This window comes from Sphingobium olei (assembly GCF_042678845.1).
Lineage (GTDB): Bacteria > Pseudomonadota > Alphaproteobacteria > Sphingomonadales > Sphingomonadaceae > Sphingobium > Sphingobium olei.
Genome location: NZ_JBHTLS010000128.1, coordinates 24,137 through 49,789 on the forward strand (window position 1 = coordinate 24,137; position 25,653 = coordinate 49,789).

25 protein-coding genes and 2 tRNA genes are annotated in these 25,653 nt (G+C 65.3%); 14 read left to right on the plus strand and 13 right to left on the minus strand.

Annotation, left to right across the window (positions count from 1 at the left end; translation table 11 throughout):
* Window positions 1–162 precede the first annotated feature (162 nt).
* Together ACFQ24_RS13060 and ACFQ24_RS13065 are read left to right on the plus strand one after the other, a co-directional pair.
* A complete protein-coding gene (locus ACFQ24_RS13060; RefSeq protein ID WP_380911867.1) occupies window positions 163–1,413 on the plus strand; it encodes a lipoprotein-releasing ABC transporter permease subunit in 1,251 nt (416 codons plus the stop codon).
* Window positions 1,406–2,086, plus strand: a complete 681-nt coding sequence (locus ACFQ24_RS13065; protein WP_380911869.1) for an ABC transporter ATP-binding protein — start codon at window positions 1,406–1,408, stop codon at window positions 2,084–2,086. Before ACFQ24_RS13060 ends, ACFQ24_RS13065 begins: the two co-directional genes overlap by 8 nt.
* Here the strand turns inward: ACFQ24_RS13065 and ACFQ24_RS13070 are convergent, their stop codons facing one another.
* From ACFQ24_RS13070 to ccmC, 9 genes are all read right to left on the minus strand, one after another.
* Complete coding sequence (locus ACFQ24_RS13070; RefSeq protein WP_380911871.1) at window positions 2,087–3,898, minus strand: diguanylate cyclase; 1,812 nt, start codon at window positions 3,896–3,898, stop codon at window positions 2,087–2,089.
* Window positions 3,899–3,966: 68 nt separating this feature from the next.
* Window positions 3,967–5,895 (minus strand): potassium transporter Kup, encoded by a 1,929-nt coding sequence (locus ACFQ24_RS13075; RefSeq protein WP_380911873.1) that lies wholly within the window; start codon window positions 5,893–5,895, stop codon window positions 3,967–3,969.
* Between the two features lie 133 nt (window positions 5,896–6,028).
* Window positions 6,029–6,670, minus strand: a complete 642-nt coding sequence (locus ACFQ24_RS13080) for a tetratricopeptide repeat protein (RefSeq protein WP_380911875.1) — start codon at window positions 6,668–6,670, stop codon at window positions 6,029–6,031.
* The gene (locus tag ACFQ24_RS13085; protein WP_380911877.1) at window positions 6,667–7,077 is read right to left on the minus strand and encodes a cytochrome c-type biogenesis protein; all 411 of its coding nucleotides are present in this window, start codon (window positions 7,075–7,077) and stop codon (window positions 6,667–6,669) included. The genes ACFQ24_RS13080 and ACFQ24_RS13085 overlap by 4 nt, the downstream gene beginning before the upstream one ends.
* The gene (locus ACFQ24_RS13090; RefSeq protein ID WP_380911879.1) at window positions 7,074–7,601 is read right to left on the minus strand and encodes a DsbE family thiol:disulfide interchange protein; all 528 of its coding nucleotides are present in this window, start codon (window positions 7,599–7,601) and stop codon (window positions 7,074–7,076) included. The genes ACFQ24_RS13085 and ACFQ24_RS13090 overlap by 4 nt, the downstream gene beginning before the upstream one ends.
* The gene (locus ACFQ24_RS13095) at window positions 7,598–9,526 is read right to left on the minus strand and encodes a heme lyase CcmF/NrfE family subunit (RefSeq protein WP_380911881.1); all 1,929 of its coding nucleotides are present in this window, start codon (window positions 9,524–9,526) and stop codon (window positions 7,598–7,600) included. The genes ACFQ24_RS13090 and ACFQ24_RS13095 overlap by 4 nt, the downstream gene beginning before the upstream one ends.
* Window positions 9,527–9,566: 40 nt before the next feature.
* Window positions 9,567–10,013 (minus strand): cytochrome c maturation protein CcmE, encoded by a 447-nt coding sequence (ccmE, locus tag ACFQ24_RS13100; protein ID WP_380911883.1) that lies wholly within the window; start codon window positions 10,011–10,013, stop codon window positions 9,567–9,569.
* A gap of 10 nt (window positions 10,014–10,023) precedes the next feature.
* Window positions 10,024–10,155: a hypothetical protein gene (locus tag ACFQ24_RS13105; RefSeq protein ID WP_380911886.1), complete on the minus strand. Its 132-nt coding sequence runs from the start codon at window positions 10,153–10,155 to the stop codon at window positions 10,024–10,026.
* 4 nt (window positions 10,156–10,159) lie between these two features.
* Window positions 10,160–10,885, minus strand: coding sequence for a heme ABC transporter permease CcmC (ccmC, locus tag ACFQ24_RS13110; protein ID WP_380911888.1), 726 nt, complete (start codon window positions 10,883–10,885; stop codon window positions 10,160–10,162).
* A 202-nt stretch (window positions 10,886–11,087) separates the two neighbouring features.
* On the opposite strand from ccmC, the gene purF reads away from it, so the two are divergent.
* Both purF and ACFQ24_RS13120 read left to right on the plus strand, forming a co-directional pair.
* Window positions 11,088–12,548 carry an amidophosphoribosyltransferase gene (gene purF, locus ACFQ24_RS13115; protein ID WP_380911890.1) on the plus strand — a complete coding sequence of 487 codons (1,461 nt, stop codon included), beginning with the start codon at window positions 11,088–11,090 and terminating at the stop codon, window positions 12,546–12,548.
* A 116-nt stretch (window positions 12,549–12,664) separates the two neighbouring features.
* Window positions 12,665–13,378: an SDR family NAD(P)-dependent oxidoreductase gene (locus tag ACFQ24_RS13120; protein WP_380911892.1), complete on the plus strand. Its 714-nt coding sequence runs from the start codon at window positions 12,665–12,667 to the stop codon at window positions 13,376–13,378.
* 4 nt (window positions 13,379–13,382) lie between these two features.
* On the opposite strand, the gene ACFQ24_RS13125 is transcribed toward ACFQ24_RS13120, so the two are convergent.
* Together ACFQ24_RS13125 and ACFQ24_RS13130 are read right to left on the minus strand one after the other, a co-directional pair.
* Window positions 13,383–14,648: a class I SAM-dependent methyltransferase gene (locus ACFQ24_RS13125; RefSeq protein ID WP_380911894.1), complete on the minus strand. Its 1,266-nt coding sequence runs from the start codon at window positions 14,646–14,648 to the stop codon at window positions 13,383–13,385.
* A gap of 36 nt (window positions 14,649–14,684) precedes the next feature.
* On the minus strand, window positions 14,685–16,061 hold the full coding sequence (locus ACFQ24_RS13130; RefSeq protein WP_380911896.1) for a cryptochrome/photolyase family protein: 1,377 nt from the start codon (window positions 16,059–16,061) through the stop codon (window positions 14,685–14,687).
* 191 nt (window positions 16,062–16,252) lie between these two features.
* Between ACFQ24_RS13130 and ACFQ24_RS13135 the strand changes: the two genes are divergently transcribed.
* The 9 genes from ACFQ24_RS13135 to ACFQ24_RS13175 all read left to right on the plus strand — a co-directional run bounded on the left by ACFQ24_RS13135 (window position 16,253) and on the right by ACFQ24_RS13175 (window position 24,704).
* Window positions 16,253–16,738 carry an RNA pyrophosphohydrolase gene (locus ACFQ24_RS13135; protein WP_380911898.1) on the plus strand — a complete coding sequence of 162 codons (486 nt, stop codon included), beginning with the start codon at window positions 16,253–16,255 and terminating at the stop codon, window positions 16,736–16,738.
* Between the two features lie 54 nt (window positions 16,739–16,792).
* Window positions 16,793–17,701, plus strand: coding sequence for a DUF481 domain-containing protein (locus ACFQ24_RS13140; protein WP_380911900.1), 909 nt, complete (start codon window positions 16,793–16,795; stop codon window positions 17,699–17,701).
* Window positions 17,702–17,759: 58 nt separating this feature from the next.
* Window positions 17,760–18,986, plus strand: a complete 1,227-nt coding sequence (locus ACFQ24_RS13145; protein ID WP_380911902.1) for a hydrolase — start codon at window positions 17,760–17,762, stop codon at window positions 18,984–18,986.
* Window positions 18,983–20,002 (plus strand): arginine N-succinyltransferase, encoded by a 1,020-nt coding sequence (locus ACFQ24_RS13150; protein WP_380911904.1) that lies wholly within the window; start codon window positions 18,983–18,985, stop codon window positions 20,000–20,002. Before ACFQ24_RS13145 ends, ACFQ24_RS13150 begins: the two co-directional genes overlap by 4 nt.
* Complete coding sequence (locus ACFQ24_RS13155; protein WP_380911906.1) at window positions 19,999–21,261, plus strand: N-succinylarginine dihydrolase; 1,263 nt, start codon at window positions 19,999–20,001, stop codon at window positions 21,259–21,261. The genes ACFQ24_RS13150 and ACFQ24_RS13155 overlap by 4 nt, the downstream gene beginning before the upstream one ends.
* Before the next feature lie 28 nt (window positions 21,262–21,289).
* Window positions 21,290–21,505: a hypothetical protein gene (locus ACFQ24_RS13160; protein WP_380911908.1), complete on the plus strand. Its 216-nt coding sequence runs from the start codon at window positions 21,290–21,292 to the stop codon at window positions 21,503–21,505.
* Window positions 21,506–21,599: 94 nt separating this feature from the next.
* Window positions 21,600–22,493, plus strand: coding sequence for a PAS domain-containing protein (locus ACFQ24_RS13165; RefSeq protein ID WP_380911910.1), 894 nt, complete (start codon window positions 21,600–21,602; stop codon window positions 22,491–22,493).
* Between the two features lie 163 nt (window positions 22,494–22,656).
* Window positions 22,657–23,082, plus strand: coding sequence for a TadE/TadG family type IV pilus assembly protein (locus ACFQ24_RS13170; RefSeq protein ID WP_380911912.1), 426 nt, complete (start codon window positions 22,657–22,659; stop codon window positions 23,080–23,082).
* Window positions 23,079–24,704, plus strand: a complete 1,626-nt coding sequence (locus tag ACFQ24_RS13175; protein ID WP_380911914.1) for a pilus assembly protein TadG-related protein — start codon at window positions 23,079–23,081, stop codon at window positions 24,702–24,704. The genes ACFQ24_RS13170 and ACFQ24_RS13175 overlap by 4 nt, the downstream gene beginning before the upstream one ends.
* 67 nt (window positions 24,705–24,771) lie before the next feature.
* Here the strand turns inward: ACFQ24_RS13175 and ACFQ24_RS13180 are convergent.
* Both ACFQ24_RS13180 and ACFQ24_RS13185 read right to left on the minus strand, forming a co-directional pair.
* Window positions 24,772–24,848, minus strand: a tRNA-Arg gene (locus tag ACFQ24_RS13180).
* 54 nt (window positions 24,849–24,902) lie between these two features.
* Window positions 24,903–24,979 (minus strand) — tRNA-Arg (locus ACFQ24_RS13185).
* Between the two features lie 126 nt (window positions 24,980–25,105).
* Between ACFQ24_RS13185 and ACFQ24_RS13190 the strand changes: the two genes are divergently transcribed.
* Window positions 25,106–25,627: a hypothetical protein gene (locus ACFQ24_RS13190; RefSeq protein ID WP_380912028.1), complete on the plus strand. Its 522-nt coding sequence runs from the start codon at window positions 25,106–25,108 to the stop codon at window positions 25,625–25,627.
* The last annotated feature ends 26 nt before the right edge of the window (window positions 25,628–25,653 follow it).

The following is a 25,653-nucleotide window of genomic DNA, read 5'->3' on the forward strand; positions in this document are numbered from 1 at the left end:
TGCTATGACTGACGCGGGCCGCTGTCACGGCCAAAATCGGACCGCTGTGATTTTGCGTCCGCCCCTGTGGCGAGGATGCAACAATGCGGCAATACTTGCCGTTATGAGGGCTGCACCCTAGACCCCCCTTTCAAGCCCTTTGCAAAGGATTGCGCGCGCCGCATGATTCTGTCCCGTTACGAACGCATGATCGCCAAACGCTATTTGCTGCCGGGCAAGGGCGAAGGCTTCATCTTCCTGGTCGCCGGCATCAGCCTGGTCGCGGTGATGCTGGGTGTCGCTGCCCTTATCATCGTCATGAGCGTGATGAACGGCTTCCGCGCCGAGCTGTTCGACAAGATCGTAGGGCTTAACGGCCACGCCGTGGTTCAGGGCTATGGCGGGCGGTTGCCGGACTGGCAGGCGGTGCTGAAGGAGGCGAAGGCGACGCCGGGGGTCACCAGCGCGACGCCGCTGATCGAGCAGCCGCTGCTCACCACCTATCAGGGCCGGGTCGAGGCAGTGCTGGTGCGCGGCATGACCGTGCCCGACATCCGGTCCAACAAGACGCTGAAGGGCAAGGTGATCGCGGGCAGTCTGGACGCGCTGACGCCGGGTAGCGGCAAGATCGGCATCGGATCGCGGCTGGCGGAAAATCTGGGCGTGCAGGTCGGCGAGAGCCTGACGATCATCAATCCCGCCGGCCGTTCGACGCCGTTCGGCACGGTGCCGCGCCAGATCAGCTATCAGGTAGCGGCGATCTTCGAAGTCGGCGTCTATGATTATGACAAGGCGTTCGTCGTGATGCCGATCCAGGACGCGCAGACATTGCTGCTGCTGAACGATGTCGTCAGCATGATCGAGGTCGAGACGGTCGATCCGGACAGGGTCGGACAGATATTGGAGCCGTTGGCCGCAAGGGTCGCGGGCCGCGCCGTCATCACCGACTGGCGGCAGATGAACGCCAGCCTGTTCGAGGCGCTGGCCGTCGAGCGGGTGGCGATGTTCGTGGTGCTGTCGATCATCGTGCTGGTCGCGGTGTTCAACATCCTATCCTCGCTGATCATGCTGGTGCGGGCCAAGACGCGCGACATCGCGATCCTGCGGACCATGGGGGCGAGCCGGGGTGGGCTGGTCAAGATATTCATGACCGTGGGCGTCACCATCGGCGCGTTGGGCATGGCGGCGGGCATGGTGCTGGGCTTCACCTTCCTCTTCTTCCGCCAGAGCGTGGTGAACGCCATTCAGTTCGTCACCGGCCAGAATCTGTGGGATCCCTCGATCCGGTTCCTGACGGAACTGCCGTCGAAGGCGGACCCGGTGGAGATTGCCGTCATCTGCATCATGGCGCTGCTGTTCAGCTTCCTTGCCACCCTCTATCCGGCCTTCAAGGCCGCCAATACCGATCCCGTGCAGGTGCTGCGCTATGAATGACATATTGAAGGTCAGCGGCCTTGCCCGCAGCTTCACCCAGGGCGGCGTGACAATCGACGTTCTGCGCGGCGTCGACCTGTCGGTCGGACCGGGCGAGATCGTGGCGCTGCTCGGGCCGTCCGGTTCGGGCAAGTCGACGCTGCTACAGGCGGTGGGCCTGCTGGAAGGCGGGTTCGACGGATCGATCCGCATCGCGGGCGAGGAAGCGGCCCGGCTCGACAATGATGGACGGACGCGTTTGAGGCGCGACGCGCTGGGCTTCGTCTATCAGTTCCACCATCTGCTGCCGGACTTCAACGCGATCGAGAATGTGGTTCTGCCGCAGGTGATCCGCGATGTGGAGCCGGGCGTGGCGCGCAGCCGGGCGGAGTCGCTGCTGACGGCGCTGGGCCTTGGCCACCGGCTGGACCATCGGCCCAGCCAGCTATCGGGTGGCGAGCAGCAGCGCGTGGCGGTAGCGCGAGCGCTGGCGAACCGGCCCGCGCTGGTGCTGGCGGATGAGCCGACCGGCAATCTGGACGAACGCACTGCAGACGTCGTGCTGGCCGAATTCCTGCGGCTGGTGCGGCAGGAAGGGTCTGCCGCGCTGGTGGCGACCCACAATGAACGGCTGGCGGCGAAGATGGACCGGGTGGTCCGCCTGCACGAAGGCGTGCTGGAAACGACGGCCTGATCAGGCGGCGGCCGAGTCGCTGTCCCGGACGGTGGCAACGAGAATGCGGTCGCGGCCTTCCGCCTTTGCCCGCAGCAGCGCGGCGTCCGCTGTCGCCAGCAAGCGGTCGGCGCGGCCATGTTCCGGGAAGGCCGCAAGGCCGAAGCTGGCGGTCACCGGTCCCAGTTCGCGGCCGCTGTGCTGAACCCGCAAATCCCTGATCCGCTGCTGTACCTGCCCGGCCCGGTTGAACGCCTGATCCAGATCGAAGCCGGGCATCAGCACGACGAACTCCTCGCCGCCCAGGCGAAAGGCGTGACCGGCTTCCCGAAGCGATTCCCCCAACACGGCGCCCACGGCCCGCAGCACGGCGTCGCCCGCGTCATGGCCGAAGCTGTCGTTGAACCGTTTGAAATGATCGATGTCGACCATCAGGCAGGCAAGCGGGGCTATTGTGCCCTCCACGTCCGCCACCAGAGTCTGGAGCATGGCGTCGAATTGGCGACGGTTGGGAAGGCCGGTCAGCGCATCCACCATCGCCATGTCGCGCAACTCGTCGCGCAGACGCAGATTGGCGAGCGCCAGGCCGATATTCTCCGCGAGTATTTCGAGATATTTGCCCGTCCGCTCTCGCCCGTCAGCGCTGCCCTCGGCGGGCTCCTCGAAATAAAGGAGGCCGATGCTGTCGCCCTGTGCCGCCAAGGGGATGCAGACGGTCGACAGGCGCGCGCCTGCGTCGCCGAGATGCTCGCACGCGATGTCGATCATCTCACCGGCGGGGCGATGCGTCTGGCCGCGCCGCAGCGCCCAGCAGGCTGACGGCGGGAATTCTGCGCGGGACAATTCCGGAGACAGCCATTCGCACGCCTGCGCCATGGCGTTGCGGCGGTTGTCATGGATATAGAGGCGGCCCGGATAGTCCGGCGCGATCTCGGGTGCGAAGCGCGCCACTACGTCGGCCAGGTCATCAACATTGGCGCAGCCCTGCAACCTTTGTGTGAGCCGCGACAGAAGGTCGCGCATGGTGCGGTCGGTGTCCCGCTCCTGCTCCAACCTTTGCCTCTCTAGCCCATTCTCGCGGAAGATGCGGATGGCCTGCGCCATGTCGCCAATCTCATCCACTTGCGGGAAATCGGGTGGGATGGCGGCGAAGTCCTGAGCGGCGAGGCGGGTCACGACATCGCTCAGCCGCACCACAGGCCGCAGGATGCGCTGCTTCAATACGAAATAGAGGACGCACAGGAACAGGAGCGCGGTGATGCCCAGCATTATTTCCGAAACGGTGCGCCACTGGCGCGTGGTTTCGGTGCCCCGCGCCACCGCCTGATCGGTCCGCTGATCGAGCATATACTGGAATTTGGCGATCTGCGCGCCGACCCGGTCCAACTCGCGGCCATATTCGTCACCGAACAGGATCGTCCGGGCGGTGCGATCATCCCCCTTGCGCGCGGCGGCCAAGGCCGCTTCCTGCTCGTCGTTCAGAGCGTCGGCCCAATGCAGCGCCTGCCGCAGGGCTGAGAGTTCAGCGATGCTCGCGCCGCCGTCCTTCAGATGCGCGATGCGCTGTTCGACGGAGCGCTCGTCCTCGCGTTCGCGGCGGTAGGCGACCAGATGGCTGGGATCGCCGGTCACGACATAGCCGCGCGCCTGTTCGGTGAGGCGATAGACATCCTCCTCCAGCGAGGCGGTAAGCTGGTCGAACTGCTGGCGCTGGGCCACGGCGGCGCGTTCCCGCTCCTCCGCACCCGATGCCATCAGCATCGTGGCGCCGGACGCCAGCGTGAGGAGCACGGTGGCGCCATAGGCCCAGTTGGTGATCGTGGATAAGCGCATGATGCCGCGGACAATAGCGGAACATCCTTTGCAACTATTTAAGGAGGCGCGCGACCAGCGAAGGATCGTCAGATTTCGACCTGGCTGCCCAGTTCCACGACGCGGTTGGTGGGAAGGCGGAAGAATTCCATCGCGCTTTCGGCGTTCCGCAGCATCCAGGCGAAGATTTTCTCACGCCACAACGGCATACCGGGCTTGGCCGAGGGCAGCAGCGTCTGGCGCGCGAGGAAGAAGCTGGTGTCCATCATCTTGAACGCCTGCCCGCAGCCGGTGATCGTCTTCAGTGCGGCGGGCACGTCGGGCTCCTGCATGAAGCCATATTGCAGCACCATGCGGAAGAAGCCGCGGCCCAGATCCTCCAGCTTGCAGCGGCCGTCATCCTCGACCACCGGCACGTCCTTGATCTTGACGGTGAGCAGGATCACGCGCTCGTGCAGAACCTTGTTGTGCTTTAGGTTGTGGAGCAGCGCGTGGGGCACGCCGTCCGGCGTCGAGGTCATGAACACGGCCGTGCCGGGCACACGAACCGCGCTGTTGGCCGCCGATGCGACGAAGACGGGGATGGGCATGGCGGCTTCGCGCAGCCGATCCTGCACCAGCCGCCGACCGCGCGACCAGGTGGTGAGCAAGGTGAAGATGACGAAGCCGATCAGCAGCGGGAACCAGCCACCCGCCGGAACTTTGGTGAGGTTGGCGGCGAGATAGGCGCCATCGACCAGATAGAAAACCGCCAGCAATGGCACGGCATAATACCATTTCCACTGCCACAGGCGGAACAGCACCACCGTCAGCAGCACATTGTCGATGAACATCGCCCCCGTTACCGCGATGCCATAGGCAGCGGTCAGGTTGGACGATGTCCGGAAGGTCAGCACCAGCGCGATGACCATGACCATCAGTCCCCAGTTGATGAGGGGGATGTAGATCTGGCCGGCGGTCGATGCGCTGGTATGTTCGATCCGCAAACGCGGCATGAAGCCGAGTTGGATCGCCTGCTGGGTAACGGAGAAGGCGCCTGAAATTACGGCCTGCGAAGCGATGATCGCGGCCAGCGTCGCCAGCACGATCAACGGCAATTGTCCCCACTGCGGGGCGAGATTGTAGAAGGGGCTGTGCAGCGCCGCCGCGCCCTCCCGGAACAGGAGCGCCCCCTGCCCCATATAGTTGAGCATCAGAGCGGGAAGCACGAAGAATAGCCAGGACACGCGGATCGGGCTGCGTCCGAAATGCCCCATGTCGGCATACAGCGCCTCCGCCCCGGTGACGGCCAGCACCACTGCGCCCAGCGCCAGGAAGGCGGGCAGCGGATCGGTCACGAAGAACATGAACGCCCAATAGGGATTGAGCGCGAACAAAATGCCCGGCGTCTTGACGATGGAAAGGATGCCCAGCGCCGCGATCGTGACGAAATAGGCGAGCATGATCGGCCCGAAAAAGGCCGCAACGCGGTTCGTGCCCAGCCCCTGCATCCAAAAGAGGCCGAGCAGGATCAGCACGGCAACGGGGAGGATCGCGGGCCCAAGATCGCTGTTATAAACGGCCAGGCCCTCCACAGCGGACAGCACGGACACAGCCGGCGTGATCATCGAGTCGCCGTAGAAGAGCGCCGTCGCGAACACGCCCAGCAGCACGATCCCGCGCGACCAGCGCTGCGTGCGGGTCTGGCCGTTGATGAGCGCCAGCAAGGCAAGGCTGCCGCCCTCCCCCTTGTTATCGGCGCGCATGATGATGCTGACATATTTCAGGGTGACGACCAGCATCATCGACCAGAACATCAGGCTGATGACGCCCAATATATGATCCGGATCGAGCGCCAGATGATGATGCCCGGCGAAGGTTTCCCTGAAGGCGTAAAGCGGGCTAGTGCCGATATCGCCGAAGACGATGCCGACCGCGCCGACCACCAGCTTCAGCGTGGCCTTTTGCCGGGCATGGCCCTGACCGCCCTCATCGTCCGCGCCCGTCGATGGCGCGGTATTGGGGAGGAGGTCAGCCATGAATTGAAAGCCGAATGGTCATGCTCGTGTCGACACCCGCTCGGGAGCCCGACGAAACCGTCCGACTGACCCCCGCAAACCGCCGCGCCCTATCACGGCTCCGGGGAGCGCGCAATCGGATCGCTGCACTGCGTCATGGACCGGCGGTTGCGCCTGCCTTCAGCACCATGTCGATACGCGCGATGCTCGCTTCAAGTTCCGCTTTCACTTGGCTTCCTTCCGGCGCGCTGGCGGCAAGCGGCGCCCAAAGATCGAGCGCCGCCTGCAACTGGCCGGAGCGGACAAGGGCGAGGCCATAGAAATAGCGTGGCGCAGGCCCCTTCGGATCGAGTTCCAGCGCACGGCGATAGGCGAAGTCCGCCCCCGGCGACACGACTCCGTCCGAATGGGCGACCAGGGCATTGCCCAGGCCCAGCCAGAGGTTCGCATCCTTGGGCGAGTCGCGGAGGCCCGACAGGAGGACATTGGCCGCCTCTTTCGTCTTGCCCTGCCGCGCGAGGCCGTCGGACAGCATCATCCACTGCGCCGCAGGCCCGAACCGTTCGGCCAAGCCCCGCCGACGCTCGGCCATCTTCTCGTCGAAATTCTCGCCGGAAGGCGCAGCGACGGCGCGGGGCGCGCCGGCCAGCCCCGGATGCCCCTGCCAGGCATAGCCGGCAAGGCCAAGCAGCAGGGCGGCTGCGGTGATTTCCCGGGCGGCGCGGGGGAGGCCGATCAGCAGGAGAGCCACGAAAGCGACGCCCGCCAGCGCGAAAGCGATGATCCAGCCGGTCATGACCGCTTCCTCCTGCCGATCCGCCCTTTCAGCAACACTATGCCGAGCGCCAGAAGAAGGAGCGGCGCGGCCCAGAGCGGCCAGAGGATGGGTGCGGCGGTCGGTTCATAGCTGACCCAATCACCATAACGGGAAATCAGCCATTCGCGGATGGCTTCGGGTTGTTCGCCGGCCATGATCCTTTCCCGGATCTGCGAGCGCATGTCTCCGGCCATGCTGGCGTTGCTGTCGGCTATCGATTGGCTCTGGCAGGTGAGGCAGCGGATCGTTTCCATCAGAGCCTTTGCCTTGCGTTCCTGCGCTTCGTCAGGGATTTGCCGGTCGGCCCAGGGCGCTGGCGGGAGCGCGGTCTGCGCCAGCGCCGGCGTCGCCAGTAGCGCGAGGAGGAATGCGACCATGCCTTTCATCGCGCGTCCTTCAGGTGCTGGAGGATCATCGGCATGTCGTCTGCCCGGATGTCGCCGATATGCTGATAGGCGATGCGCCCCTTGCCATCGATGACGAAGCTTTCCGGCACGCCGGACGAACCGAGCGCGATCTGTACGGCGCTGCGTTCGTCGAGGCCGATGCGGGCATACGGATTGCCGTAGCGGGCAAGGAACCGGTCGACGTCCTGCCGGGCGTCGCGGATGGCGATCGCGTCGATCTCCACTCCCGCCTGCTTGAGCGCCATCAGCTGCGGCGCTTCGGCGGCACAGGGCACGCACCAGCTCGCGAAGATGTTGAGCAGGCGCGGCTTGCCGGTGGCGAGCTGCGCGCTGGCGAGCGGCGGGCGATCGCTCGCGGCAGCGGGAAGCGTGAAGGCCGGCAATGGCTGACCGACCAGACGCGAATGGATGATACGGTCGTCGGGCTGGAACAGGCCGCTGGCGAATAGGCCGATGAACGCCAGGAACAGGACGAGTGGCAGCCAGATGATGAGCTTCCTCATGCCTGCGCCCTCCGCGCCTGCCATTTGGCGATCCAGCCGCGCTTTTCCCGGCCGAGCAGCGCCAGCGCTCCGCCCAGCGCGATCATGATGCCGCCCAGCCAGATCAGCGTCACGAACGGCTTCCACCAGATGCGCAGCTGCCAGCGCCCGCCTTCCACTTCCTCACCCAGCACGACGTAGAGCTGCCCGTCCCACCGCGTCAGCAGCGCCGCTTCACTGGTGGTCGTGGGCGGGGACGAGAAGAAGCGCGATTGCGGCCGGATCAGGACTGGCGTGCCGCCGCGACCGGCGGTGATGTCCGCCTGAAGCGCGGTCCAGTTATCGCCAGCTATGGGCATGATCCGGGTGAAGCGCAGGGTCCAGCCTGCGGTGCGGATCGTGTCGCCCGGCCGCGCCGCGACCAACTTTTCCACCGTGAAAGCGGAGTCGCAGGCCATGCCGGCCAGGCTGACGGCACAGCCAAGATGCGCGATCACCATGCCCAAGGTGAAGAGTGGCGTACGCAGCAGCTTGCGTCGCCAGAGCGGCATGACGCTGGCGACGGCTACCGATCCGGCGACGACCAGGCCGAGGAAAGGCAGGACGCCGATGCGCCCGGCCGCGAAAACGAACAGCGAAATGGACAGCAAAAGCGCGATGAGCGCTGGCCCGATCAGCCGCTTGCCCACCGCCGCCGCGCTGTCCCGCCGCCAGCGCATCAGGGGACCGGCGGCCATCACCATCATGAGCGCCAGCGCCAGCGGCCCTGCGATCCGATCGAAATAGGGCGCGCCCACCGACACCTTGTGGCCGAACGCCTCCGTCATCAGGGGATAGAGGGTGCCGATCAGCACAATGCCCAGAATGACTGAAAGCAGGAGGTTGTTGACCACCAGCGCGGTTTCGCGGCTGACCAGCTCGAAGGGGGCGCCCTCCCGCACGGTGCCGATCCGCCAGCCGAACAGCGCCAGCGCCCCGCCGATATAGAGGGCGAGCAGCGCCAGGATGAAGCTGCCCCGTTCGGGGTCGACGGCGAAGGCGTGGACGCTGGTCAAAATCCCCGAGCGCACGAGGAAGGTGCCTACCATGGACATGGAGAAGGCGACGACCGCCAGCATGACTGTCCAGGCGCGAAGGCCGTCGCGCGTCGCCAGCACGGTGACGCTGTGCAGCAAGGCGGTGGCCGCCAGCCAGGGCATGAGCGAGGCGTTTTCCACCGGATCCCAGAACCACCAGCCGCCCCAGCCCAGTTCGTAATAGGCCCAATAGCTGCCCGCCGTGATGCCGAGCGTCAGCAACACCCATGCCCCCAGCACCCAGGGACGCATCGCCCGGGCGAAGGCGGCGTCCACCTGCCGCGTCAGCAGCGCGCCGACCGCGAAGGAAAAGGCGACTGACAGGCCGACATAGCCGAGGTACAGAGTTGGCGGGTGGAAGGCGAGGCCGGGATCCTGCAGCAGGGGATTGAGCCCCTGCCCGTCGGGCGGCGGCGGATCGATCCGGGCGAAGGGATTGGAGGAGAAGAGCAGGAAAGCGTAGAAGCCAAGGCTGATCGCCGCCTGCCCGCCCAGCGTCGCCATATGGGTATCGCGCCGCAATGCGCGCTCGAACAGTGCAACCGCCGCGCCGGCGACGCCCATGACTGTCACCCACAGCAGCATCGATCCTTCATGATTGCCCCAGGTTCCAGCGAATTTATAGAGCCAGGGCTTCATCGAATGGCTGTTGGTCGCAACCAACAGGACGGACATATCCGACCGCATGAAAAGCGTGATGAGCAGCGCGAAGGCGATTGCGGTCAGCACGCCTTGCGCCACGGCTGCGGGGCGGACGGCGGCGAGCAGCTCAGGCTTGCCGCCTTTCAGCCCTGCGAAAGCAAGGAACAGCTGAAGCAACGCCAGCGCTGCTGCAAGCCACAGCGCGGCGAGGCCGGCTTCCGCGATCATGCGGACGGACCTTCGGCATGACGGAGTGAACGGGACAGGTTCACTTCTCCACCTTCATTTCGTGGGTGGTTTCGTTGTAGCTCATGCCCTCCAGCTCGCGGGGCATATAGCGTTCGTCATGCTTGGCGAGCAGGTTGGTGGCGATGAAAGTCCCCTTCGCGTCGAACGCGCCCTCCGCCACGACGCCGCTGCCTTCCTTGAACAGGTCGGGCGCGATGCCGCTGAAGGTCGCGGGCACGGTGGCCTTTCCATCGGTCACGTCGAAATGAATGGTGACGCCGTCGGATGCCCGCTTGAGGCTGCCCTTCACCACCATGCCGCCCAGGCGGATGGCCTTGCCCGGCTCCACGCCCTTCGTCTTCACGTCGGCCGGCGCGTAGAAATAAGCCGCCTCGTCCTGGAGCGCCGACGCGGCCAGCAGGCCCGCGCCGGTAATTGCCGCGAGCGCCACCAGCGCAAGGGTCAGGCGTTGATGTTTCGCTTTCATGGCAGGGCTTTCATGCCCGTTCCGACAGAGTGTCGGCGGCGCGTTCGGCGCGGCGCATGGCCCGCCAGCTGATGACGCTGGCGGCAAGGGTGCCGGCCCCCGTCACGCAATAGGCCGCGATCACGAACAGCCATTGATTCACTCGCCTATCCTCTCGCCAGGCGCTGCAACCGCGCCTCGACCTTGTTTTGCGCCAAGATCGCCCGCATCCGCATCAGCACGATCGCCCCGAACCACAGCGTGAAGCCCGCGAGGGTCAGTCCGAGCGGCCACAGCAGCGCGCCGTCGATGCTGGAGCCGCGCAGGGTGATGCTGGGGCCTTGATGAAGGCTGTTCCACCACACCACGGAGCGGTTGATGATCGGGATGTTGATGGCGCCTACCAGTCCAAAAATCGCGGTGACATTGCTGACGCCGCCCTGCTGCGCCTGTCTGGCACTGGCGTTGCCCAGAGCGATATAACCCAGGTAAAGGAAGAACAGCACCAGCATCGACGTCATGCGGCCGTCCCACTCCCACCATGTGCCCCAGGTCGGCCGGCCCCAGATAGAGCCAGTGGCAAGGCAGATGGCGGTGAAAAGCGCGCCTGGCACGGCGATCGCCCGGCCCGCCACGGCGGCCAGCGGATGACGCCATACCAGTTGCATCAGGCCCGCAACGGCGATCCCGGTCCAGCCACCCATTCCCAGCCAGGCGGCGGGCACATGGATGTAGAGGATGCGCACCGTTTGCCCCTGAAGATAATCGGCAGGCGTGACGAACAGGCCGCAGCCGGCCCCCAACACCAGCAGCGCCAGGCCCGGCCAGAACAGCCAGCCGGTGAGCGGACGCGCGATCTTCAGGAAGCGGGCGGGATTGGCGAAGCGATGCATCAGGGCTGCGTGTTTAGCGGCGGCGCGATGCCAATGCCAATAGGCCATTTTGCCCGGCGCGCAGCCCGGAAACGCACCGTTGACGGCCCGGCCCCGCTTTTTTGTGACAAGGAGGCGACAAAGCGCGCCTTAGCCACTATATGCGCGGCGACAGGCGGCCCGCGGGCGCGCCGAGAAACGGCAACGGAACCGGTTCGCACCCATGATTACGACCAACCCCTTCGACGACGACAAGTTGCGCGAGGAATGTGGCATTTTCGGCGTTTCCCGTGGGGAAACGGCGTCCGCCATCGTCGCGCTGGGCCTTCACGCGCTCCAGCATCGCGGGCAGGAAGCCGCCGGCATCACAAGTTGGGACGGGCATGATTTCCATACCCACCGGGCGATGGGCCATGTCGCGGGGAATTTCGACCGGGACGAGGTGATTCGCGCCCTGCCGGGCGAGAGCGCCTGCGGTCATGTGCGCTATTCCACAACGGGCGAAACGTCGCTGCGCAACGTTCAGCCGCTTTATGCGGAACTGAATTCGGGCGGCTTCGCCGTCGCGCACAACGGCAACATCTCCAACGCGATGAAGCTGCGCCGCGAGCTGATTCGCCGCGGTTCGATCTTCCAATCGACGTCCGACACTGAGGTCATCATCCATCTGGTCGCAACGTCCAGCTATCGCACTTTACTCGACAAGTTCATCGACGCGCTCAAGCAGATCGAGGGTGCCTACTCGCTGATCGTGATGACGCCCGAAGGCATGATCGCCTGCCGCGATCCGCTGGGCATCCGTCCGCTGGTGATGGGCAAGCTGGGCGATGCGACCATCTTCGCTTCGGAAACGGTCGCGTTCGACGTGGTCGGCGCGGATTATGTGCGCTCCATCGATCCGGGCGAGCTTGTCATTGTCACCAACAGCGGAGAAATCCGCACGCACCGCCCCTTCGGCGAAACGCATGCGCGCCCCTGCATCTTCGAGCATGTCTATTTCAGCCGGCCCGATTCGATCATAGACAATTCCAGCGTCTATTCGGTGCGCAAGGCGATCGGGGCGCAGTTGGCGATCGAAATGCCGGTAGAGGCGGATTATGTCATCCCGGTGCCGGACAGCGGCGTGCCCGCCGCCATCGGCTACGCCCAGCAATCGGGCATTCCGTTCGAGCTGGGCATTATCCGGTCGCACTATATCGGCCGCACCTTCATCCAGCCGGGCGACAAGGTCCGGCATCTGGGCGTCAAGCTCAAGCACAATGCCAACCGCGCGCTGATCGAGGGCAAGCGGATCGTGCTGATCGACGATTCGATCGTGCGCGGAACGACATCCCTCAAGATCGTGCAGATGATGCGCGAGGCGGGCGCGGCGGAGGTGCATATGCGCATTGCGTCGCCGCCGACCAAGCATAGCTGCTTCTACGGCGTCGACACGCCCGAGCGGACGAAGCTGCTCGCGCACAAGCTCGACATTGGCGGAATGCAGGATTTCATCCACGCTGACAGCCTGGCCTTCATTTCCATCGACGGTCTCTACAAGGCGCTGGGCGAGGCGAAGCGTGCGGACATACGCCCGCAATATTGCGATGCCTGCTTCACCGGCGACTATCCCACTACGCTGACCGATCAGGATGAGGTGGTGGTGCAGAACCAGTTCGAGCTTCTGGCCGAACGGGTGGTTTGAGGGCTTTATCCATCATCACCTCGGACCTGGGCCGGGGTTCCACCGCCTGAACCAGGAAGAAGACAAGCGCCTCCCGGACCAAAATCCGGGATGACGGACATCAAGCGGAACCCAGTATGACAGACACTCTACCCCTTTCCGGCAAACTCGCGCTGGTCACTGGCGCCAGTCGCGGGATCGGCGCGGCGACGGCGGAAGCACTGGGACGTGCGGGCGCGCATGTCGTGCTGACCGCCCGGACTGCGGGTGGGCTGGAGGAAGTCGAAGAACGCATTCACGCCGCGGGGGGCAGCGCGACGATCGCGCCGCTCGACCTGACCGATGGCGAAAGCATCGGACGGCTGGCGCAGGCGATCGGCGGGCGCTGGCAGGCGCTCGACATATTGGTGCTGAATGCGGCCACGCTGGGATCGCTCGCGGCCGTGCAGGCGATCGACGCAAAGGAATTCGCGCGGCTGCTGACCCTGAATGTCGGCGCACCGCAGGCCCTGATTGCCGCATTCGACGGGATGCTGCGCGCGAGCGCGGACGCGCGGGTCGTGGCGGTCACATCTTCGGTCGCGACGCCGCGCGCCTATTGGGGCGCCTATGGCGCGTCGAAGGCGGCGCTGGAAACGCTGGTCGGAGCCTATGGCGAGGAAGTGAAGAATATCTCCGCCATCCGCACCCACATCGTCGATCCGGGCGCAACCCGCACCGCAATGCGCGCGCGCGCTTTCCCCGGCGAGGATCCTGCGACGCTCAAAGGGCCGGATGTAGTCGGAGGCGCCATCGTCGCGCTGGTCGCGGCCGACACGCCCACCGGGCACAGGATGCGCGTCGAAGGCTGAACGTTCAGGCGGGCTTGACGAGCGTCACCTGCGCCACGTCGATGCCGCCGCCGCGGAAACCGCCTTCGCAGTACATGAGATAGTAGCGCCATAAGGCCACGAAATGCTGGTCGAAACTGGAGGGGAGAAGCCCCTCTTCCAGCGCCCGGTCAAAGCGCTCACGCCATTGCCGCAGCGTTTGCGCATAATGCTGGCCGAAGCGGCGGACATCACACCACTCCAGTCCGCGCTCCTGCGCCAGTGCCCGGAACCGGCTTTCCGAGATCAGCATGCCGCCGGGGAAGATATATGTCTGGATGAAATCTGCTGCCCGCGCGTAGGATTCGAAAATGGCGTCGTCGATCAGGATATACTGAATCGCCGCACGGCCGCCGGGCTTGAGCAGTCGATGGATGGCGTCGAGATAGGCGGGCCAATAGGCCTGCCCCACCGCCTCCACCATTTCGACGCTGGCGATCGCGTCATAGTGTCCCCGCGCGTCGCGATAGTCGGTCAAATCGATACGGGCGCCTGACCCCAGGCGATCGCTGGCATAATCGGCCTGCTCGGTGGACAGGGTGAGGCCGGTATAGGCGATTGCGGCCCGTTCCATCGCCTGTTCCGCCAGGCCGCCCCAGCCGCAGCCGATCTCCAGCAGCCTGTCTCCGTCCTTGAGGTGCAGCCGGTCGAGTATCGCGCCGGCCTTCCGCCGTTGCGCCTGCTCCAATGTTTCGCGTGGACTGTCAGGATCGGTGAACAAGGCGCTGGAATAATGCATGTTCCTGTCCAGCCACGCCGAATAGAAGTCGTTGCCGAGGTCGTAATGATAGGCGATGTTATGACGTGATCCTGCTCGGCTGTTGCGGCGCGCCCAGTGGATCAGCCGTCCGATCCAGCGCGCTGGTCCGTTCGGCCTGGCAACCCGCCCCAATGAAACCGCGTTGCGCATGAAGAGCGCGAACAGCGGCACCGGGTCGGGACTTGACCATTCGCCGGCCGCCCAGGCGCGGTACCAGCCGGCCGAGCCTGCGGTCGCCAACCGAACGAGCGCGCGCCAGCGGTGCAGGCGGACGACGCAGGACGGCCCATCCCGCCGGCCGCCCAACAGGCGGCGCGTGCCGTCGGGCAGGCTTGCCTCCAGCGAACCCTCCTCCAGCCCAAGGTCGATGCGATCCAGCAGCCGGTGGAAGATCGGGGCGCTCACGCGCGCGACATATCCGCTCTTGCCGCTGCGGGGCGGTTGGCGGAGGGACAGGGCGCGGCGCCCCCGGCGCGGATCGCTGGCATTCATGACGTCATCTCTGCCGCAAGCAGCGATGATCCGCAATCACCGCTTCATGGCGTGATAGGCGGCAAGGGCGCGTTCCCGCCCTTCTCTGTGCCCAATGATCTTGGCGGGATAGGCGTCCGGCCTCGCGTCGTGGGCGTCGGGATCGTGGATGGCGTCGTCCGACAGGCCGGCAAGTTCCGGCACCCACTGCCTGATATAGTCGGCTGCATCGAATTTTTCCGATTGGGTCAGCGGGGCCAAGATTCGGGTGAAGAGGTTGGCGTCCACGCCGCTGCCCGCCACCCATTGCCAGTTGACGCTGTTGTTCGCATAATCTGCATCGACCAGCGTGTCCCAGAACCATTGCGCGCCATGCCGCCAATCGATCAGCAGATGCTTGATCAGGAAGCTGGCGGCAATCATGCGCACACGGTTATGCATCCAACCCGTCGTCCAAAGCTGTCGCATGCCCGCGTCCACGATGGGATAGCCGGTCCGCCCCTTCTTCCAAGCATCGAAATCTCCCTTCGCCTCGCGCAAGTCGCGCCAGCCCATATTGTCGAAATCCGCGCGGGCGTTCGCCGAACCATAGGTCGGGAAATTGCAAATCTGAGTGTGCGCATAATCGCGCCAGATCAGTTCCTTGAGGAAGATGGTTGCATCATGACCTGAAGCGCAGGCCCGATGCCAGACATAGGCTGGCGACACCTCACCGAAATGCAGATGCGGCGAGAGGCGGGACGTCCCTTCGATCGAGGGAAGGTTGCGGGCGGTAGGGTAATCGCCGACCTCGTCGAGGAAGGCGGCGACATTCGCTTGCGCGCCTTCTTCGCCCGGTGTCCAGTCCTTGGCAAAGGCTTCGGCCCAGTTGGGGAGATCCGGCAACAGCGCCCAATCCGCGAGCGAATCGCTTTCCGGCCAGCGCGACGGAGCCGGGATAGCGCGCGGCGCGGGGTGAGGCTCCACTGGCGGCATATGTTCCATCACTGCCCGAGAGAAAGGCGTGTAGATGCGGTAGGCACTGCCCGATCCGGTCCGCACAGCCCCCGGTGGGAGCAACAGCGTGCCGTCATGCAGGCAGAGGTCGAGCGTCTTCGCCACGGCCTTTTCCGCGTTGCGCCACCACGGCTCATAATGATGAAGGGCGTGAACGCGCGATGCTCCGCTTTCCTTGGCGACCGCGGCAAGGACGTCTGCGCTTTTGCCGCGTCTCAAAATCAGGCGCGAACCCCTTGCCCTCAGGCTGGAATCCAGCGCGGCGAGGCTGTGGTGCAGCCACCAGCGCGACGCTCCCCCCATCGCCCATCGGCGCGGGGTTTCATCATCCAGCACATAGACCGGGATCACTGGCCCTTCGGCCGCAGCGGTGGCAAGGGCAGCCTGGTCTGACAGGCGCAGATCCTGGCGGAACCAGAGCAGGACGGGATCGGGCATGAAGCGGCAATGCGCCCCCCTTCCCCCGGTTCCAAGCGGCACTTGGGCCATATTGCCATCACGGCTCGTCGCAAAACGACGTTGGTACGATTCGCGTGATGGACGCGCGAGGACCAGCAGCTTATTTCCTTGGTGCAAGCGCGGCCGAGCGCCTCGGGAAAGGCACGCCGCACAATCTATCTGGGGACGACATGGCTTCCACGCCTGATGACAAGACTCTGCCCTACCGCCCGTGCGTAGGAATCATGCTCGTGAACATGGACGGCAAGGTGTTCGTCGGCCAGCGCATCGACAACAGTACCGAAGCCTGGCAGATGCCACAGGGCGGAATCGACGACGACGAGGATGCCCGCGCCGCGGCCCTACGCGAATTGCGCGAAGAAACGGGCATCGGCCGCGAGCATGTCGAGATCATCGCCAAGAGCAAGGACGAGCATTTCTACGATCTGCCGCCTGAGTTGATCGGCAAACTGTGGGGCGGCAAATATCGCGGGCAGCGGCAATATTGGTTCCTGGCGCGCTTCGTTGGCGAGGATGGCGACATCGATATCGCCACGGACCATCCGGAATTTCGCGCGTGGAAGTGGGCCGAGCCTGACTCGCTGCCGGACCTCATCGTTCCGTTCAAGCGGAAGCTCTACCGCGACATCGTGCAGGAGTTCCACGCGCTTATCTGACCCGACATGCAATTGAGGGCTTAAAATCTTTTGTCAGACAAGTATCATATGGGCATGCATGCCAGTCTGATACCTCTATCATTGCTGTTCGCTAGCCTGCCTGTCGCGGCGCGAGCCGATGAGGACGCCCTTTTGCCTCCGGCGGTGCGGGAGATGATGGAAGCCGCCATCGCCAACGGCAACGAAACCGACATTGCCACCGTCGCGAAGATCGCGAAGCAGACGAACCCGGCATCCGCCGAGGAAATCCAGCGCATGGTCACCCGCTGGAAGGACCGCACCAAGGCGACCCACGAAAGTGTCATCCGCGAGGCGCGATTCACGGAATTATGGACCGGGCGCATCCAGGCGGGCGGCTTCCGCTCGACCGGTTCGACCAGCGAACTGGGCATCAGCGTTGCGGCGACCGCCACGCGCGAAGGCATTGAATGGACGCACAAGCTGACCGCCAGCGCCGATTATCGCCGCGCCAACGGGGTGACGTCGCGCGAGCGCTATTTCGGCAGCTACGAGCCGCGCTATCAGTTCGACCCGCGCGGGTTCGCCTACGGCCTCGCCCAGTTCGAGCGGGACACGTCGATCGGGTATGAAGAACGCTATACGGGATCGGTCGGCGTCGGTTACAAGATCATCATGTCCAAGCCGCTGGACCTTTCCGCCGACCTGGGGCCGTCGATCCGTCATGCCAAATATGTCATCGGCCCGCGCGAGACGAAGGTGGGGGTCCGCGGATCGATGGCGCTGGCGTGGCGGGCGCTGCCCACCTTGACCTTCAAGCAGACCGCATCCGCCTATGCCGAAAGCGACGTCTACACGTTCAACGCGCTGACATCGGTCGAAACGAAGGTCACCACCCGCTGGTCGGCCGCTTTCTCCTACAATGTGCAGTATGAATCGGAGACGCTGTTGCAGACGGGCGGGCTCGACACGCTCAGCCGCCTGACGTTGACATATGATTTCTAGGCACGGTAATTTTCGTGCGGGGGTGGAGAGGCGCTCCAGCCTTTGATAGACCCGGTGCATGACCGGTCTCACCCCCGAGGAACAGGCCCTGCTGGACCACGCCGCCGCCGCGCCGATGCTGGCGCAGGTGCAGCGATGGGCGTCGATCAACAGCGGATCGCGCAATCTTGCAGGGCTCGACGCCATGGCCGCGACCCTGGCGGACGCCTTCTCCGTCCTGCCGGGCACTGTCGAACTGTTGGCGGGAGACGCGGTCGAGACCGTCGCGCCAGATGGCCGGATTTCGACGATCGATCATGGCAGGCATTTGCGCCTGTCCGTCCGCCCGGATGCGCAGCGCCGCATATTGCTGACCGGCCATATGGACACGGTGTTCGGGGCGGATCATCCGTTCCAGCATCAGCATTGGCTGGAACCCGGCCGGCTTAACGGTCCCGGTGTCGCGGACATGAAGGGTGGCATCGCGGTGATGCTGGCGGCACTGGGCGCGTTCGAGCGTTCGGGCGCGGCCGCTGCACTCGGCTATGACATTCTAATCAACAGCGATGAGGAGGTTGGAAGCCCTTCATCCGCATCGCTTCTGCGGGAAGCGGCGGCCGGCAAGATTGCTGCCTTCACCTACGAGCCTGCCCTGCCCGACGGGACGCTCGCGGGCGCGCGGGCGGGCAGCGGCAACTTCTCCATCATCGTGACGGGCCTCAGCGCCCATGCCGGGCGGAACCCGGATGACGGGCGCAATGCGCTGTTGGCCGCCGCCGATCTGGCGCTGCGGCTGAAGGCGGGAAGCGGCGCAGGCTTTTCCTGCAACCCGGCGAAGATCGACGGCGGCGGGCCGAACAATGTCGTACCGGACCATGCCGTGCTGCGCGTCAATTTCCGGCCCCGGACGCAACAAGATGAAATCGCCGCCCGCGCGTTGATCGACCGGGCGATGGCCGATGTCGCGCGGGACCATGACGTCAGCCTGCACCTGCATGGCGGCTTCGGTCGGCCGCCCAAGCCCATGGACGCGAAGGCGGAGCGGCTGTTCGGGCTGGTGAAGCGCTGCGGCGCGGACTTGGGGCTGCCGATCGACTGGCGCGATACGGGCGGGGTATGCGACGGCAATAACATCGCCGCCTGCGGCGTGCCGGTGGTCGATACGATGGGGGTACGTGGCGGCGCGATCCACAGCGACGCGGAATTTCTGCTGACCGACAGCCTGGCGGAACGGGCGCAGCTTTCCGCGTTGGCGCTGATGCGGATCGCGCTGGGAGACTATGATAAAGAGGGGATGGCGGTTTGAGCTTCATCATGCGCATCGCGCGCGCCGACGACATACAGACGCTCTACGAAATGGCGAAGCTGACCGGCGGCGGGTTCACCAATCTGCCCCCGGATCGCAAATCGCTCGCCGCCAAGCTGGAAAGAACCGAGCAGGCGCTGGCGCGCGAGGGCGACGGCATTGCGGACGAACTGATCGTCATGGTGCTGGAAAATGTCGACACCGGCCAAGTGCGCGGTACATGCCAGATTTTCTCGACGGTCGGGCAAAGCTTCCCCTTCTATTCCTACCGTCTGGGCGTGCTGACCCAGCATAGTCGGGAGCTGGGGCGCACCTTCCGCGCGCAGATGCTGTCGCTGACCACCGATCTGGAAGGGTCGGTGGAAGTGGGCGGCCTGTTTCTCCATCCGCGCGAGCGGGCGGAAGGGCTGGGCCTGCTGCTGGCGCGCAGCCGTTACCTTTACATCCGCAACCATCGTGCCCGTTTCGGGGACCGGGTGATCGCTGAACTGCGCGGGGTCATTGACGAGGCGGGCGGCTCGCCCTTTTGGGACGGCCTTGCCGGCCGCTTTTTCGGCATGAGCTTCCAGGAGGCGGACGAGTTCAATGCGGTGAACGGCAACCAGTTCATCGCCGACCTGATGCCCAAGACGCCGATCTATACCGCGATGCTGACCGACAGCGCCCGCGCCGTCATCGGCCTGCCCCATCCCAATGGCCGCGCCGCGATGCGGATGCTGGAGACCGAAGGGTTCGAAAATGCCGGCTATGTCGACATATTCGACGGAGGGCCGACGATGGTTGGACAGGTCGACCAGTTGAAGACCATCGCGGCGGCGCGAGACGTCACTCTGTCATCGATGCACGACAAGGGCGGGGACAGGATGCTGATCGCGACCGGGCGGCTTGCCCATTATCGCTGCACTTGGGGTTTCGTGCAGGATGACGGCACTGGCGGCCTCTCGCTCGACGCCGCCAGCGCCGCGCGGCTTGGGCTCCAACCGGGCGACGGCTTCACCATGGCGGGGCGGGCATGAGCGCTATCGAGATCAATTTTGACGGGATCATTGGGCCGAGCCACAATTATGCGGGCCTCAGCCTCGGTAATCTCGCCTCAGCGCGCAATGCTGGCGCAGTGTCCCAACCCCGTGCCGCAGCGCTGCAGGGGATCGAGAAGATGCGCGGCAACATCCGTCTTGGCCTGCGCCAGGGCATATTCCTGCCGCAATGGCGGCCTGACAGCGCGTGGCTCGCAAGGCTGGGTGTTGATGTGGGCAGTGCCGATCCGCATATCCGGGCAGCGGCGATGTCCGCATCCTCCATGTGGGCGGCCAATGCGGCGACCGTTTCCCCGGCTAGCGATACATCCGACGGGCGGACGCACCTGACCGTCGCAAACCTCGTCACCATGCCGCACCGAAGCCATGAATGGCCGCAGACGCTGGCGCAGCTGCGCGTCGCCTTTTCGGACGAACGCGCCTTTGCCGTGCATGGCCCCGTCCCCGCTCCATTCGGTGACGAGGGCGCGGCGAACCATATGCGGCTTTCGCCAGCGCATGACCGCGCAGGCGTGGAGGTGTTCGTCTATGGCCGCTCGGGCGGCGCCTTCCCGGCGCGCCAGCATGTGGAGGCGAGCAAGGCGATCGCGCGCATCCACGGCCTCGATCCCGCGCGCACCTTGTTCGCCCAGCAGTCGGAAGAGGCGATCGCCGCCGGCGCGTTTCACAATGATGTGGTGGCGGTGGCAAATGAGCATGTCCTGTTCGCCCATGAACAGGCGTTCGCCGACAAGGATCGCTTCTATGCCGATCTGCGAGCGGCCCTGCCTGCGGTCGAGATCGTGGAAGTGCCGGCCAGCGCCGTAAGCCTGTCCGATGCTATCGCCTCCTACCTTTTCAACGCTCAGCTCGTGACGTTGCCGGATGGAGCGGGCATGGCGCTGATCCTGCCGACCGAGGCGCAGCAGGTGCCGGCAGTGTGGCGCTGGCTGGAAGGGATGATCGCCGGAAACGGCCCCATTCGCCGGCTCGTACCGGTCGATGTGCGCCAGTCCATGGCCAATGGCGGCGGCCCGGCCTGCCTGCGGTTGCGCGTCGTGGCCGATCCGGCCGACATCGACCCGCGCTTCCTGGTGGATGAGGCGCGGCTGGACGGCATCGCCCGGATCGTAGCCGACTATTGGCCCGAACGGATCGCGCCCGACGACCTGAGCGATACCCGGCTGATCGCGCAGATCGAACAATCATGGTTAACGCTTGTTGACCATCTTCAGCTTTCCGGAGACTTGTCGATCTGAGCCTCGGGGGTCACGCGGACGAGTCGATATGGAACGGATCAAGAGCCTTTTCACGATCAAGACCAAGTTCGAGGCCTTTCTGGTCATCTATGCGCTCGCGCTTGGCGCGACGGAGCGTGGCGTCGTCTATATGCAGACCTATCCGGGAACTGGCGGACAATTGCTGGCGCTGGCCTGCTCGGGCGCGGTCTTCATGGCGGGTGGCAAGATCCTCGACGCGCTGGAGTATCAGCGCAGCTATTGAGGCGATCCTGTCTCCGAAACGAACCCAGTTGAGATTTCACGCCGGCTGAGCCCTTCTATCCTCCCTCTTCATCATAGAGATGGAGGGAGCGGAGATGCTGGACGACCGTCGCCGCAGGAGTGTGCCGGCTGCAGAACTGGTGCGCAATTTCGCCCATTGGCGGGAGGTCGGATCCCGCGAGCCGGTGATGGTGACGCACCACGGCCGGGAAACCCATGTTTTTATGGGCCTCGACCGGTTCCGTACTCTGGCCGAAGATGACGGCACAGATCCGCCAAAGGATCGTACCCTGGAGCTGGCGGCGAGTATCCATCAGGGCTTGATCCTCATCGGCCCGGACATGACCATCGGCCATGCCAGCGGCGTCGCGATGGGAATGGCGCGACGGTTGGACAGGCAAGTCGAGGGGCAGTTGCTGAGGGAGGCCTTTCCCGAAATCAGCGGGACGCTGACCGAGGCGCATATCCGCCATAGCCTGGCCTCCGGGGAAGCGAGCGCAGCCGATATCCCCTCACCCTTCCGCGAGGAAAGCTGGCTGCATGTGCAGACATTTCCGTTCGCGCAGGGCGTGGCGCTGCTGATGCGGGACATCACCGCCGACATGCAGCGGCACCGGCTGGCCGATGTCCGGTCGGCGATGATGAAGGCGATGGAGATACATGGCGGGATCGCGCATGTGCGGGTATCAGCGCGCGGTTTCATCGAGGCGGCCGATGGCGATTTCTGCGCCATGCTGGGCCTGCCGCGCGAACGGCTGATCAAGGCGGCGATTGCCGATCTGGTGGAACTGGCCGTCCGACCGGCCTTCCGTGCTCAGATGGAAAGCGTGTTGCGGGGCGATGGCGACCGGCAGCTGATCACCCAGTTGCTGACCAATGACGGGACGGTGGCGCGTGTCGATGCCGCGGTTGCCCGGCTGCACGGCACATATGGTACGGAAGGCGCGATCATCCTGGTGACCCCAGCGCGCGCCCACGCACATATGTAGAACCACGTCCAATTCGGATGAATGTCGACACGGGGCCTTCACTGTTGCGGGAGGCCGGGCGTTTTGCGCGAGCGGGCGGCTCAACCGCTTTGCATAAATTGCGTACTGGCGGCGCGACGTTGGGAAAACCAGCCTTTGACCGTCCGGCGATAGGCTGCCCCTCATGTTTGCGAAACCCGCCTCTTTCATTCGGCGCCTGTTGCGCGACCCTAGCGGCAGCGCGATCGTGGAGGCCGCCTTCGCCGTTCCGCTGATGGCGATGCTGCTGCTCGGCATATTGGCCTATGGCAGCTGGTTCATGACGGCGCACAGCCTGCAACAGGCGGCGAACGACGCGGCCCGCGCGGCGGTGGCCGGGCTGGACAGCGCCGAACGACGGATGCTGATCGAGCAGAGCGTCACCGCCAGCCGCGCCGCCTTTCCCTTGCCGGGCGCCCAGACCATCGCTTTCGGCACCAGTGAGAGCGGCGGCTATTGCACCGTCACGCTGCGCTACAATCTCGCGAACGCCACGATCTTCTCCGTACTTCCTGTGCCGCTGCCGGGGGAAGTGCTGGAGCGCAGTGCGGTGGTGCGGATCGCCGGATGATCGGCCATCGCTGCCCTGACCGCCTGATGCGCGACAGTCGCGGCGGCATCAGCGTGCTGCTTGCCGGATCGATCTTCATGCTGGCTGGCGCGAGCACCGTCGCCGTGGACCTTGGCTCCATCTACCTTGCGCGACGGCAGTTGCAGGGGATAGCGGACGCCGCCGCGCTCGCGGCGGCGAGCGGCGGTCGCACGGCGGCCGAACAGTTGATCGCGCGAAGCGGGATCGGCGGTGTCACCATCGCGTCGGTGGAGGCCGGCAGCTATGCCGCCAACCCGGCCGTTCCCGTCGCATCGCGATTTCGCGCGGGCGACCCGGAAGGCGGCGCCACCCGCATAGCGGTGCAGCGGCGTGTTTCCCTCTTCTTCGGACGGCTGCTGGTGGGACGCGACGGCGTCGATCTCGCGGCGCGGGCAACCGCCGCCAAGTCCGATGCGGCCGCCTTCTCCATCGGCACCGGTCTCGCGTCGCTCAGCGGCGGCGTACCCAATATGCTGCTGTCCAGTCTTGCCGGTACGGAACTCAACCTTTCCGTGATGGACTATAACGGGCTGGCGAGCGCCAATCTCGATCTCCTCCATGTCGCCGATGCCCTGCGGTTGCGGCTTGGCCGCGATGGCGAAGCCTATGGCGCGCTGTTCGACCGGGATATTCCGCTCTCCACCCTGCTGGCCGCCATGGCGGATGCGTCGGCGGGCAGCCCCGCCGCGACGACCCTACTGGCGCTGGCCGGGCGTATCCCGGGGCGTACCGTGCGGATGAGCGACATCATCGACCTGGGGCCCGCGCGCAACGCAGCCGATCCGGCCGGACAGCCCAATATCCTGCTCGACGCCTTTTCCATGCTGCGCATGGTGCTCACGCCGGCATCGGGCGTGTCCGTTCCTATTGACCTTAGACTTACCGTTCCGGGCCTCAGCAGCACACGGTTGATGCTGGTCACGGGCGGCGGGCAAAGCCGGTCGCCGCTCATGACCCTCACCAGCAGCCGCGAGGTGGTGGTGCGCACGGCGCAGACGCGCCTTTACCTGGAAAGCACGGTCGCCACGGCGCTGGGCGGCCTCGCATCCGTGCGCATCCCCCTCTATGTCGAGTTGGCGGCAGCCGAGGCGCGCCTTTCGGACATAGGCTGTGGGCCGGATGGCGGCGTCACGCTCGCCGTCACGCCGTCGATCGGATCTGCGGCGTTGGGGGACGTGGATGTCGCCGCGCTTACGAACTTCTCGATGCCGGTCACCCCGCGAACCGCCCTGCTGGCGCAGACATTGGGAACGCAGATCACAGGGTTCGCCCAGGTCTCGCTGGGCGGGACGCAGGCTCAGAGCGTGCGCTTTTCGGCGGCGGAGATCGACGCGCAGCAGGTCAAGACCGTCAGCACAACCGACCTGACGCAGGGCATCGCCGCCAGCCTTGCCCAGCGAACGCAGGTGCAGGTGTCGGTGCTGGGCATCACGGTGGGCAACAGTCCGCTGAGCCCCCTCGTCGGAGCCCTGCTGGGCACGACCGCGCCGGTGATCGACAGCCTGTTGAACAGCGTTACTGCGACCCTGGGCGTGAGGCTGGGATCAGCGGACGTGCGCGTGCATCAACGGCGATGCGGCATCCCCGCGATCGTGGCGTGATCCGCTGAACCCTCGCAGGGCAGTCTGTCAATCTTAGGCTGGAGCGGTTGGCCGTGCCGAACCGAAATGGCGCACCCGGAACGATTCGAACGTCCGACCCTCAGATTCGTAGTCTGATGCTCTATCCAGCTGAGCTACGGGTGCTTTTTCATCGATCGACGCGGGCTTCAAGCCCATCCACAGCGCCGGTCGAAAATATGGCGCACCCGGAACGATTCGAACGTCCGACCCTCAGATTCGTAGTCTGATGCTCTATCCAGCTGAGCTACGGGTGCGTGGAGACGCGCAGATAGAAGCGTGCGGCAGATTGGGCAACCCCTTTTTTGCACTTTTGCGAAGGGGGCACGCGTCGCAACCTTTCGGCCCATCCCTCGTTCGACTGGCCGAAGGAGAGTGCCATGATGAACTTCACGATGAACGACCTGGCGCTGCTGGTCATAGCGTTGCTCATCGGCTGGATATTGGGCCTGATGATGAGCGGGCGGGGGAAGTTCAAGCGCCTGTGGCAGGATGAGCGGGTCGCCCACCGCACCGGCATCAAAGATCGGGATGCACGGCTGGAGGCGGCGAACGCCCGGATCGTGGAGCTGGAGCGGCAGCGGCCCGCGCCCGTCGCGACGCCCGCAGCCGGTGGCCTTGCCGCCGGAACGGCCGGCGTGGCGGCGAACGGCATGCATGGCCGCGACGATCTGAGCCGTATCAGCGGGATCAGCCAGCGCGAGGAAGTCGCGCTCAACGAGGCGGGCTATCACCGCTACAGCCAGATTGCGGCCATCAACGCCGAGCAGGAAGCGACGCTGGAGGCGCGGCTGGGCCTGACGCCCGGCACGATCGCGCGCGACGACTGGCGCGGTCAGGCGCTGGCGCTGGAGCGCGGCGAGAGCAAGCCGGGACTGCTGGGCCGCCTTACCGGATCGCGCTGAAGCGCGGACCTCTTGAAGGTGATAAA